This is a genomic window from Glycomyces sp. L485, assembly GCF_022548875.1.
GTDB lineage: Bacteria > Actinomycetota > Actinomycetes > Mycobacteriales > Micromonosporaceae > Glycomyces.
Genome location: NZ_JAKZEW010000004.1, coordinates 139,684 through 151,947, shown reverse-complemented (window position 1 = coordinate 151,947; position 12,264 = coordinate 139,684). Strand labels below are relative to the sequence as shown.

Below are 12,264 nucleotides of genomic sequence, written 5' to 3'. Positions count from 1 at the left end.
CCGCGCAGCCTGAAAGTCACAGGGGGTGGCGCCGATGTTCCTCGGCACCCACACCCCGCGCCTGGACGACAAAGGCCGCGTCATCCTCCCCGCGAAGTTCCGAGACGCACTCGCGGAGGGGGTGGTGATGACGAAGGGCCAGGAGCGCTGCCTCTACGTCTTCCCCGAAGACGAGTTCTCCCGCTTGGCAGAGGCGCTCCAGCAGGCGCCCATGTCGAGTAAGACCGCCCGCGCCTACAACCGGGTGTTCTTCGCCTCGGCCCACGACGAGGTCCCCGACAAGCAGGGCCGAGTCACCATCCCGCCCCGACTGCGCGAGTACGCCGGGCTCGACCGCGACCTGGTCGTCATCGGCGCCTCGAACCGGGTCGAGATCTGGAACGCGACCACCTGGGACGACTACCTGGAGGCCTCCGAGGAGGCCTTCGCCGACATCGAAGAGGGCGACCTGCCCGAAGGACTGTGAGAAGGAGGTGAGTGACATGAACGCACCGCACGTACCCGTCATGCTCGACGAGGTGCTCGAATACCTCGCGCCCGCCGCATCCCGGCCCGGCGCGATCGCCGTCGACGCCACACTCGGCGCCGGAGGCCACACCGAGGCGCTCCTGTCCGCCCACCCCGGCCTCACCGTCATCGGCGTCGACCGCGACCCCACCGCGCTCGAGCTCGCCTCCAAGCGCCTCGCCGGCTTCGGGGAGCGCTTCGTCCCGGCCCGCGCCGTCTACGACGCGATCCCCGACGTGCTCGCCGCGAGCGGCCACGAGACCGCCGACGCGATCCTGTTCGACCTCGGCGTGTCCTCGATGCAGCTCGACCAGCCGGAGCGGGGCTTCGCCTACGCCCAGGACTCGCCCCTGGACATGCGCATGAACCCCGACGACGAGCTCACCGCCGAGACCGTCGTCAACACCTACCCTGTGCCCGAGCTCGTGCGCATCCTGCGCGAATACGGGGAGGAGAAGTTCGCCCCCCGCGTCGCCAAGGCCATCGCCGCCTCCCGCGCCAAGGCCCCGATCACCTCCAGTCGCGAGCTCGCCGACCTCGTCCGGGACGCCATCCCGGCCGCCACCCGACGCACCGGCGGCAACCCCGCCAAACGGACCTTCCAGGCCCTGCGCATCGAGGTCAACGGCGAACTCGACACCTGGCGGGCCGCCCTGCCCGCCGCGCTCGACTCGCTCGCCCCCGGAGGGCGCGTCGTGGTGATGTCCTACCACTCGCTGGAAGACCGCATCACCAAGCACGAGCTGGCCCGCCGGGCCAGCTCCACCACCCCGGCCGGCCTGCCGGTCGACCTCCCCGGAACCGCGCCCACCTTTCGACTCCTGACAAGGAAAGCCCAACAACCGACCCAGACCGAACTCGACCGAAACCCGCGATCGGCGCCCGCGCGACTGCGCGCCGCCGAACGGGTAGCAACGTCCACCGGAGAAGGAGGCGACTCATGAGCAACGCGCCCTACCGTCGGCCCCGAGCAGACGCCGACGAGATCATCAGGGCCGCCCGCCGCAGGGCCCGCGCCGCGTCCTCGCGGCGACGGTCCCTCGTCGGCGAAGCCGCCGAGACTCCGGTCGTCGACGGCTCGCTCGCCGTGCAGCCCGAGGCCGCCCCGGTCGAGTCCCCTCCTATCCACGAGCGCGAGACCGAGGCGATCCCGACCGAGCGAGCCCGCCCGGTCGAGCGCCCGAAGGCGAAGCCCGCGCCCGAGCCGGTCGAGATGCCGCGCCCGGCGTTCGTCGGCGGCGTCGTCGCACTGGTCGTCGCGGGCATCGTGGGGCTGCTGCTGCTCAACACCGTCATCAACGAGGACGCGTTCCACCTTCAGGAGCTGCGCGCTGAGAACACCGAGCTCAACCAGGCCGAGCAGGCGCTCGACTCCGAGCTCTCCGAGCTCAACTCGCCGAACAACCTGGAGGCGCGGTCGGTCGAGTTCGGGATGGTCAAGCCCAAGAACGTCACGTTCCTGTACCTGCCCGACGGTGAGACCGTCGAAGTGCCCTGGGGCGGGGAGTAAGAGCCTCGATGGCCGAGTCCGATCCCCGTCAGCGGCGCGACCCCTCCTCGATGAGCCGGGCGCGTCGTTACACGCCTCGCGGACGCACCGTCCGCGAGGCGGCATCCGACGCGGGCGAGGACAACCGCGCCCGCGAGCACGGCGCGCGCGACCGCGAGGCCGCCCGCCGTGCTCGCAGCCGCGAAGCCCAGCAGCGCGAAACCGAGGACCTCGCCGCCAGGCGGCGCCGGGAGGCCGCCGCCCGCTCACGTCAGCGACGCCAGCGCGAACCCGCTCCCGAGGCCCCGCGGGCGCGCCAGGAGGCACCCGCCCGACGCCCCGCCCCGAGGCGGCCCGGCACGCCCTCTCCGAGGCGGCCCTCCCGCGAGGCCGCGCCGAAGGTCCGCCAGATCCGCGAACTGCCTCGCGTCGGCAGCCCCGCCAGACGGCTCCGGTTCGCCTCGGCGCTGGTCCTCATCCTCCTGCTCGTCTCCGGCGGCCGCCTCGTCCAACTCCAGGTCACCGACTCGGCCGCCTACGCCGCCGACGCGCTCAACCAGCGCCTCGTCACCGAGCCGATCCCCGCCGAGCGCGGGTCGATCCTCGACAGGAACGGGAACGCCCTGGCCTACTCGGTCGAGGCGAACTACATCGCCGTCGACCCCACCCGCGTCGAAGCCGACCCGGCCGAGCTGGCCGCCGACCTCGGGCCGCTGCTGGGCCGCCGCGCCTCGGAGCTGGAGCCGCTCATCGCCACCCGGGAGACCCCGCAGGGCGAGCCGGTCCAGTTCGCCTACCTCCAGCGCGGCGTCGACCTGGCCACCGGCGACGAGATCGCCGAGATCGACGACCCGGGCATCATCATCGGCGACGACGAGCGCCGCATCGTGCCCGGACACGACCTGGCCGCCAACGTCATCGGCTTCACCGGCGGCGACAGCGGCGAGGGACTGGCGGGCCTGGAGTCGTCCTACGACGACTGGCTGCGGGGCACCGACGGCGAGGTCGCGTACGAGCGGGGCGGGTCGGGGCAGCCGATACCCGGCGCGTTCTACCGGGAGGAGCCGGCGTCACCGGGCAAGGACGTCCAGCTCACCCTCGACGCCGACCTGCAGTTCCAGGTGCAGAAGATCCTTGAGGAGACCGTCGACGACAACGACGCCGAGTTCGGCTCCGCGATGGTCATGGAGGTCGGATCGGGCGAGATGCTCGCGATGGCGTCGACACCGACGTACGACGCGGCGGACCCTTTCGAAGTGGACGACGAGGAGGTCTACCGCGACTACGCCACCCAGGAGACATTCGACCCCGGCTCGATCCATAAGGCGATCATCTTCGCGGCGGCCCTGGAGGAGGGCTGCATCGAGGCGGACGGGACCATGCCGATGGGGCAGACCATCAACAAGGGCGGGCAGATCTACGAGGACACCTATCCGCACGGCGACGCCTCGCTGAGCCTGGCCGGGATGATCGCCCAGTCCTCCAACGTCGGCACCATCCTGCTCGCCGACTGCCTCGGCGAGGACAAGGTCTACGAGTACCAGCAGGCCTTCGGTCTCGGTCGGCCGACCGGTGTCGGCGTCACCGGGGAGGCGTCGGGCCTCCTCGTGGACCCCGAGCTCTGGTCGGGAACCTCTTTCGGATCGATTCCGATCGGCCACGAGATCACGGCCACGCTCATCCAGATGGCCGCCGTGTACGGCGCGATCGCCAACGACGGCGAGTACGTCCAGCCGACCCTGATCGACGACCTCATCGACGCCGAAGGCGATGTCGTCGAGGACGACGGCGAGCCGGAGACGCACCGGGTCGTCTCCGAGAAGACCGCCGCGGACCTCCACTACCTGCTCCAGGCTCCGATCGCCGACGGCACCGGTACCGGACAGAACGCTCACCTGGAGAACTACCGCCTCGCAGGCAAGACCGGCACCGGAAAACTCGTCAAGGACGGTGAGTACGCGCCGGGGTCCGTCGCCTCCTTCGTCGGGTTCGCTCCGGCGGAGGACCCGCAGTACGTCGTGGCCGTCACCGTGTACGTGCCCAACGGCGGCGGAGGCGGCGGGACGACCGGGGACGCGTTCAGGCAGATCAACGAATTCGCTTTGGGCTACTTCGGAGTCCGGCCCTCGCAGGGGCCCGATCCCGAGTTCGATGTATGGGGGTGAGCCCGCTCCGGTCCCAGTGCTCGGGGGAATGGCGGGCCGACGCCGGACGTTAGCATCTAAGGCGTCTAGAAGAAGGAGCCGATTGCTTTGAACGTTGACCCTTGGGCACTGTGCGACGTCCTCGCCGACCCTCCGGAGGCGCGGGGCGCGGTCCTGCTGCATTTCCTGGACGGGTTCATGGACGCGGGCTCGGCTGGTCGCGGCGTCGTCGACTACCTCTTCGACGAGTTCGAGCACACGCCGGTGGCGTCGTTCGACGTCGATCAGCTCATCGACTACCGGTCCCGGCGCCCGAACCTGACGTTCGCACTGGACCGCTGGTCGGACTTCGAGGCGCCGCAGCTGGTCGTGTACCTGATGCACGACCGGTCGGACCGTCCGTTCCTGCTGATGACCGGACCTGAGCCGGACTTCGCCTGGGAGCGTTTCGTCGACGCCACCGAGGACCTGATCGACCACTGGAGCGTCCCGCTGACGGTCGGCTTCCAAGGCATCCCCATGGGTGTGCCGCACACCAGGGACCTCGGCATGACCGTGCATGCGACCCGCCCCGAACTGGTCTTCGACAACCGGCCGGTGTTCAACGAGGTGACCGTGCCCGGGAACGCCGCGGGGTTGCTCGAATACCGCCTCGGCGAGTCCGGGCGCGACGCGATAGGGCTGTCGGTCCATGTACCGCACTACGTGATGCAGATGACCTACCCGGCCGCGACGATCCGGCTGCTGGAGGGCATCCGGGAGGCCACCGGTCTCGACCTGCCCTCGGACCCGGCGCTGGAGGAGGACCGGGCGCGCGTGGACGCCGACATCGCCGAGCAGGTCGCCGAGTCCGACGAGGTGGCCGAGGTCGTGAAGTCCCTTGAGGAACAGTACGACTCGTTCACGGAGGCGGCCGAGGCCGACGAGATGCTGCAGGAGGGCCGGATGCCCACCGCGGACGAGCTGGGAGCCGCCTTCGAGCACTTCCTGGCGGAGCGCCAGAAGCGCGACGACGACTGAGCACAGGCGACAGCGAAGCGGGCCCGGCCGTTGAGGCCGGGCCCGCTTCGTCGTTCCCGCTAGTTGCCGTGCTTGGCGCGCGAGGCGGCCCGGCCGCGCTCGCGCTGGTCGAGCACGACCTTGCGGATGCGGATCGTCTCGGGAGTGATCTCGACGCACTCGCCGTCGCGGCAGAACTCCAGCGACTGCTCCAGCGACAGCGCCCGCGGCGGCACCACGTTCTCAGTGGAGTCGGCCGCGGCGGCGCGCATGTTGGTGAGCTTCTTCTCCTTGGTGATGTTCACGTCCATGTCGTCCGAACGCGAGTTCTCGCCGATGATCATGCCCTCGTAGACCTCGGTGCCCGGACCCACGAACAGCACGCCTCGCTCCTGGAGGTTGATCATCGCGAAAGCGGTGACCGAACCGGGGCGGTCGGCCACCAGCGACCCGTTGTTGCGGGTGCGCAGCTCGCCGAACCACGGCTCGTGGCCCTCGAAGATCGAGTGGGCGATGCCGGTGCCCCGCGTCTGCGTGAGGAACTCGGTGCGGAAGCCGATCAGGCCGCGGGAGGGCACGAGCCACTCCATGCGCACCCATCCCGACCCGTGGTTCGTCATCGTCTCCATGCGGCCCTTGCGGGTGGCCATGAGCTGCGTGATCGCGCCCAGGTGCTCCTCGGGGGAGTCGATCGTCATCCGCTCGACCGGCTCGTGGACCTTGCCGTCGACGGTCTTCGTGACCACCTCGGGCTTGCCGACGGTGAGCTCGAAGCCCTCGCGGCGCATCTGCTCGACCAGGATGGCGAGGGCCAGCTCGCCGCGGCCCTGGACCTCCCAGGTGTCGGGTCGCTCGGTGGGCAGGACCCGCAGTGAGACGTTGCCGACGAGTTCGCGGTCGAGCCGGTCCTTGACCAGCCGGGCGGTGACCTTGTGGCCCTTGCCGCCCTTGCCGACCAGCGGGGAGTTGTTGGTGCCGATCGTCATCGAGATCGCCGGCTCGTCCACCGTGATCAGCGGCAGCGCCGCCGGGCTCTCGGGGTCGGCCAGGGTCTCGCCGATCGTGATGTCGGGGATGCCCGCGATCGCGCAGATGTCGCCGGGACCGGCCTTCTCCGCGGGTTTGCGGGTGAGCGCCTCGGTCATCATCAGCTCGGTGATGCGGACGTTCTGGACCGAACCGTCACGGCGCATCCAGGAGACCGTCTGTCCCTTGCGCAGCTCGCCCTGGGAGATCCGGCACAGCGCGATGCGGCCGAGGAAGTTGTCGGCGTCGAGGTTCGTCACGTGGGCCTGGAGCGGGGCGCCCTCCTCGTACTCGGGCGCCGGCACGTGGTCGAGGATCGTGTCGAAGAACGGCTTCAGGCTGTCGGAGTCCTCGGGGACGGTGCCGTCCTTCGGCTGGTTCAGCGAGGCGACGCCGTCGCGGGCGCAGGCGTACACGATCGGGAACTCGATCTGGTCCTCGTCGGCGTCGAGGTCCAGGAACAGGTCGTAGGTCTCGTTGACGACCTCGGAGATGCGCGCGTCGGGACGGTCGGTCTTGTTGATGCACAGGATGACCGGCAGGCGCGACTCCAGCGCCTTGCGCAGCACGAAGCGGGTCTGGGGGAGCGGGCCCTCCGAGGCGTCGACCAGGAGGACGACCGCGTCGACCATGGACAGGCCGCGCTCGACCTCGCCGCCGAAGTCGGCGTGGCCGGGCGTGTCGATGATGTTGATGACCATCGGCGAGCCGTCGGCGGGGTTCGTGTAGTGGACCGCGGTGTTCTTCGCGAGGATCGTGATGCCCTTCTCGCGTTCGAGGTCCATCGAGTCCATGACGCGGTCGTCGACGTCGGCGCCTTCTCGGAACGCCCCGGCCTGCTTGAGCATGGCGTCGACGAGCGTGGTCTTGCCGTGGTCGACGTGGGCGACGATGGCGATGTTTCGCAGATCAGAGCGTATTGACACGACACCAATTGTCTCCTAAGAGCGGACCGGAATCTCGGTCAGGCCACGTGATGGCCGACACGGAACTCCACCACGAAAGAGAAAACCTCACGTTTGTGGTTCAACTGACAGAAAAGCGACACATTCGTACTCTCATTGTTCATGGGCGTATTGAACATCTCCATCAGGTTCGCAATGGTCCCCGTGCTGGCCGCCGCCATCATGCTGGCGGGATCCGTTCCCGCCGACGCGAAGGTCACCGGCGCCGTCGTCTCCACCTCCGGAGGCAGCGTGAACGTGCGCTCCGGTCCCGCCACCGACCAGAAGGTCGTCACCGCCCTCGCCAACGGGGCGACGCCCACCGTCCACTGCAAGGTCCGCGGCGAACGCATCGACGGCCATGTCCGGGGCTCCTCGTCGTGGCTCCGAGTCGGCACCGACCGCTGGGTCAGCCACGCCTACATCCGATGGACGGACGGTTCACCCAAGACCCCCTGGTGCGCCATGGCGAGCAAGAAGCCGACCCACGCCAAGGTCACCACGGCCGGCTCCAGGCTCAACGTCCGCGCCGCCGCCGACTCCGGATCGAACCGCCGCGGCACCTACGACAACGGCGCCACCGCCCGCGTCGTCTGCCAGGTCTGGGGACAGTCCGTCGACGGCAGGGTCAGCGAGACCAACGTCTGGTACCGCGTCGGCGACAAGAACTTCGTCTCCGCCGCCTACATCGAATGGAACAAGGGCGAGCCCTGGATCCCCTGGTGCGGACAGGACCCGCCGAGCGTGCCCAAAGGCGGCAACCAGGCCTTCATCGACCGCCACGCCTCCGCCGCGCAGGCCAGCCGGCTCGCCACCGGCGTTCCGGCCTCCGTGACCCTCGCCCAGGCGATCCTGGAGACCGGCTGGGGCAAGGGCGCGCTGGCTCGCGAGGACCACAACATCTTCGGCATGAAGTGCTTCGGCTCGCCCGGCGATCACGCCATCGGCTGCCGCGACTACGGCACCTTCGAGTGCAGCCCCACCGGTGGCTGCTTCGACATCAACGCCACCTTCCGCGCCTACGACAACGTCGGCGACTCCTACCGCGACCACGGCGAGCTGCTCTCGGGCTGGTCGCGCTACGCCAAGGCCATGGACCACAGGGGCGACCCCGACCGGTTCGCCCGCGAGATCCACAAGGCCGGGTACGCCACCGATCCGAAGTACTCCGACAAGCTGATCGGCATCATGAAGCAGTACGACCTGTACCGCTACGACCGCTGAGGCGCTCCTCACATCAGAGGAGAAATCGCAGTTGGGAACCGGGTAGCCTCGTGGGAGGCCCGCGATCGAACAGCGGGCCTCCCAAACCTGTCGGACCCGAAGGTTAGATTGCCACGGTGGCCAACGAGCAGCTTCAAACCGCAGCCAAGCGAACACCCGCCCCACTGTCAACGGGGAACATCGTCGTGCGCGGCGCGCGCGAGCACAACCTCAAGGACATCGACCTCGACCTCCCGCGCGACTCCCTGATCGTCTTCACCGGCCTGTCCGGTTCGGGCAAGTCCTCCCTCGCCTTCGACACCATCTTCGCCGAGGGCCAGCGCCGCTACGTCGAATCGCTCTCGGCCTACGCCCGCCAGTTCCTCGGCCAGATGGACAAGCCCGACGTCGACTTCATCGAGGGCCTGTCCCCGGCAGTGTCGATCGACCAGAAGTCCACCTCCCGCAACCCGCGCTCCACGGTCGGCACCATCACCGAGATCTACGACTACCTGCGCCTGCTGTACGCCCGCATCGGCGTCCCGCACTGCCCCCAGTGCGGGGAGGCCATCGGCAGCCAGACCCCGCAGCAGATCACCGACCAGATCATGGCCCTGCCCGAGGGCACCCGGTTCCAGGTCCTCGCCCCGGTCGTGCGCCGCCGCAAGGGCGAGTTCGCCGATCTGCTGAGCGAACTCCAGCAGCAGGGCTACGCCCGCGCCCGCGTCGACGGCGAGGTCTACACCCTCACCGACGTCCCGAAGCTCAAGAAGCAGGAGAAGCACGACATCGAGGTCGTCGTCGACCGGCTCGTCGTCAAGCCCTCCTCCGTGCAGCGCGTCACCGACTCGGTCGAGTCCGCGCTGGCACTCGCCGACGGCGTCATCGAACTCGACTTCGTCGACCTCTCCGAGGACGACCCGGGGCGGCGCCGCCGCTTCTCCGAGAAGCTCGCCTGCCCGAACGACCACCCGCTCACGCTCGACGAGCTGGAGCCGCGCACCTTCTCCTTCAACGCCCCGTTCGGGGCCTGCCCGGTCTGCCACGGCCTGGGCATGCGCAAGGAAGTAGATCCGGAACTGGTCATCCGCGACCAGGAGGCCTCGATCCGCGACGGCGCGCTCGCGCCCTGGTCGTCGGTCGGCATGGGCGATTACTTCCTCTACCAGATCATCGCGCTCGGCGAGGTCGTCGGATTCGACGTCGACACCGCCTGGGTCGATCTGCCCGACCGCGCGCACAAGGCGGTCCTCTACGGCTATGACGAGACCCTCCAAGTCTCCTACCGCAACAAGCGCGGCCAGAAGCGCTCCTACGAGACCCGTTTCGAAGGCGTCGTCCCGTGGGTGGAGCGCCGGCATCACGAGACCGACTCGGAGTGGACGCGCGAGAAGTACGAGCAGTTCATGCGCGAGATCCCGTGCTCGACGTGCGGCGGCGCCCGCCTCAAACCCGAGGTCCTGGCCGTCACCGTCGAAGGCAGATCGATCTACGAGGTCTGCAACCTCTCGATCAGCGACTGCTCGGAGTTCTTCTCCGGGCTCGAACTCTCCTCCCGCGACACGATGATCGCCGCGCCGATCGTCAAGGAGGTCACCGCCAGGCTCCGGTTCCTGCTGGACGTCGGCCTCGAATACCTCAACCTGGCGCGCTCGGCCGGCAGCCTGTCCGGCGGCGAGGCCCAGCGCATCCGCCTGGCCACCCAGATCGGCGCCGGCCTGGTCGGCGTCCTCTACGTCCTCGACGAGCCCTCGATCGGGCTCCACCAGCGGGACAACAACCGGCTCATCGCCACGCTGGAGCGGCTGCGGGACCTCGGCAACACGCTCATCGTCGTCGAGCACGACGAGGACACCATCCGCGTCGCCGACCACATCGTCGACATCGGCCCCGGAGCGGGCGAGCACGGCGGCTCGGTCATCTACTCCGGCCCGGTCGGCGGGCTCACCGAGGCGCCGGGCTCGATCACCGGCGACTACGTCGCGGGGCGCCGCCACATCGAGATTCCCGCGGTGCGCCGTCCTGGGACACACGACCGCGAACTCGTCGTCCGCGGCGCGAGGGAGAACAACCTCAGGAACATCGACGTGGCCTTCCCCATGGGCTGCATGGTCGCCGTCACCGGCGTGTCGGGCTCGGGCAAGTCCACTCTGGTGAACGAGATCCTCTACAACACGCTCGCCTCCGAGATCAACGGCGCGAAGCTCGTGGCCGGCCGCCACCGCACCATCACCGGCGTCGACGGCGTCGACAAGGTCGTCGGCGTCGACCAGTCCCCGATCGGGCGCACGCCGCGGTCCAACCCCGCCACCTACACCGGGGTGTTCGACAAGGTCCGCAAGCTCTTCGCGGGCACGCCCGAGGCGAAGGTGCGCGGCTGGGGCCCGGGCCGGTTCTCCTTCAACGTCAAGGGCGGCCGCTGCGAGGCCTGCGGCGGCGACGGCACCCTCAAGATCGAGATGAACTTCCTGCCGGACGTGTACGTGCCTTGCGAGGAGTGCGGCGGGGCCCGCTACAACCGCGACACGCTGAAGGTCCACTACCGCGGCAAGACGATCTCGGACGTACTCGACATGCCGATCGAGGTGGCCGCCGAGTTCTTCGAGCCGATCCAGTCGATCCACCGCCACCTCAAGACCCTCGTCGACGTGGGCCTCGGCTATGTGCGGCTGGGGCAACCCGCGCCGACGCTCTCGGGCGGCGAGGCACAGCGCGTCAAGCTCGCCTCCGAGCTCCAGAAGCGGTCGACGGGCAAGACTGTCTACATCCTCGACGAGCCCACCACGGGCCTCCACTTCGAGGACGTGCGCAAACTCCTCGGCGTACTCGACGACCTGGTCGACAAGGGCAACACGGTCATCACGATCGAGCACAACCTCGAAGTGATCAAGTGCTCGGACTGGGTCATCGACCTCGGACCCGAAGGCGGCGACAAGGGCGGCACGCTGGTGGCCGCAGGGACGCCCGAAGAGGTCGCCGACATCGAGGCCAGCCACACCGGCGCGTACCTGCGCCCACTGCTGGGCAAGGACGGCAAGGGCAACGGCGACGGCCCGGCGGCGCGTCGGGCCAAGTCCGGCAACGGACGCAAGCGCCGCTAGGTGCTGGCCGTCGGGGCGGCCGCAGTCGCACTCCTGGCGAGTCCCGGACTGGGCCGGTGCGTCGCTCTGGCCACCGCCCGTCGTCCCGACGCGCGCCTGCTCGCCGCCGCGAGCCTCGCGGCGGCGCTGCTCATAGTGTGGCGCGCCGAGAGCGTGCTCCACGGGGCCGCTTTGGCGCTCGTCGCTTCGGCGGGCATCGTCGCGGCGTGGGTGGACGCCTTCGAACGCCGCCTGCCCGACGTGGTGGTCCTGCCGGTCTACCCGGCCGTCGCGGCGCTGCTGCTGGCCACTTCGGACGCCGATGCGATGATCCGAGCCGCCTCCTGCGCGCTGGCTGGTCTGGCCCTGTACGGAGCCGGTTGCGCCGCGGGCCAGGTCGGTTTCGGTGACGTCAAGCTGGCCGGGCTGCTGGGTCTGGTCCTCGGCTGGGCCTCCTGGCAAGGGGCCCTGGCCGGCCTCGTCGCAGTCTGCATCATCGGCGGAGGACAGGCGCTCGTGGTGAGGGCCCTGCACGGCCAAGATTTCCCGTTCGGGCCGGCGTTGGTCCTGGGAGCTGCGGCCGGGCTGGCACTGGCTTTCTTAAGGCGGGGGAACCACTCGAACAGCTCGAAAAGAAACGACGATTCACATTAGCCATAAAGTAGGTGAAACTCGTCCGACGTGCATATAGTCCGCATTGGTCCGGCAATCCGGACCGCACGTCTAGTTCGATTCGAGGGAGTCTTCATGCTTCGTAAAGCTCTGAGCGTCACCGCCGCGCTGGGCGCCGCCGGTGCCATCGTCGCCGGCAGCGCCTCGCCCGCCGCGGCCGAGGATCTCGATGCCGCTCATACCGAGGGCATCGACGTCAT

Annotated in this window: 9 protein-coding genes; 8 read left to right on the top strand and 1 reads right to left on the bottom strand. The window is 69.3% G+C overall.

What is annotated here, in order from left to right:
- Nucleotides 1-34: 34 nt before the first annotated feature.
- From mraZ to L0U85_RS04320, 5 genes are all read left to right on the top strand, one after another.
- The gene (mraZ, locus tag L0U85_RS04340) at nt 35-466 is read left to right on the top strand and encodes a division/cell wall cluster transcriptional repressor MraZ (RefSeq protein ID WP_241376529.1); all 432 of its coding nucleotides are present in this window, start codon (nt 35-37) and stop codon (nt 464-466) included.
- A 16-nt stretch (nt 467-482) separates the two neighbouring features.
- Nucleotides 483-1,451, top strand: coding sequence for a 16S rRNA (cytosine(1402)-N(4))-methyltransferase RsmH (rsmH, locus tag L0U85_RS04335; protein WP_241376528.1), 969 nt, complete (start codon nt 483-485; stop codon nt 1,449-1,451).
- Nucleotides 1,448-2,017: a hypothetical protein gene (locus L0U85_RS04330; RefSeq protein WP_241376527.1), complete on the top strand. Its 570-nt coding sequence runs from the start codon at nt 1,448-1,450 to the stop codon at nt 2,015-2,017. The genes rsmH and L0U85_RS04330 overlap by 4 nt, the downstream gene beginning before the upstream one ends.
- An 8-nt stretch (nt 2,018-2,025) precedes the next feature.
- The gene (locus L0U85_RS04325) at nt 2,026-4,161 is read left to right on the top strand and encodes a penicillin-binding protein 2 (RefSeq protein ID WP_241376526.1); all 2,136 of its coding nucleotides are present in this window, start codon (nt 2,026-2,028) and stop codon (nt 4,159-4,161) included.
- 87 nt (nt 4,162-4,248) lie between these two features.
- The gene (locus L0U85_RS04320) at nt 4,249-5,160 is read left to right on the top strand and encodes a PAC2 family protein (protein WP_241376525.1); all 912 of its coding nucleotides are present in this window, start codon (nt 4,249-4,251) and stop codon (nt 5,158-5,160) included.
- A gap of 59 nt (nt 5,161-5,219) precedes the next feature.
- On the opposite strand, the gene typA is transcribed toward L0U85_RS04320, so the two are convergent.
- Entirely contained in the window at nt 5,220-7,091 is a 1,872-nt protein-coding gene (gene typA / locus L0U85_RS04315) for a translational GTPase TypA (protein WP_241376524.1), read from the bottom strand.
- A 141-nt stretch (nt 7,092-7,232) separates the two neighbouring features.
- Between typA and gsmA the strand changes: the two genes are divergently transcribed.
- The 3 genes from gsmA (at nt 7,233) to L0U85_RS04300 (ending at nt 12,046) form a co-directional block, all read left to right on the top strand.
- Nucleotides 7,233-8,333, top strand: coding sequence for a sporangiospore maturation cell wall hydrolase GsmA (gsmA, locus tag L0U85_RS04310; RefSeq protein ID WP_241376523.1), 1,101 nt, complete (start codon nt 7,233-7,235; stop codon nt 8,331-8,333).
- A 179-nt stretch (nt 8,334-8,512) separates the two neighbouring features.
- Nucleotides 8,513-11,413 (top strand): excinuclease ABC subunit UvrA, encoded by a 2,901-nt coding sequence (gene uvrA / locus L0U85_RS04305; RefSeq protein WP_347177353.1) that lies wholly within the window; start codon nt 8,513-8,515, stop codon nt 11,411-11,413.
- Nucleotides 11,414-12,046 carry an A24 family peptidase gene (locus L0U85_RS04300; RefSeq protein WP_241376521.1) on the top strand — a complete coding sequence of 211 codons (633 nt, stop codon included), beginning with the start codon at nt 11,414-11,416 and terminating at the stop codon, nt 12,044-12,046.
- Nucleotides 12,047-12,264: the final 218 nt, after the last annotated feature.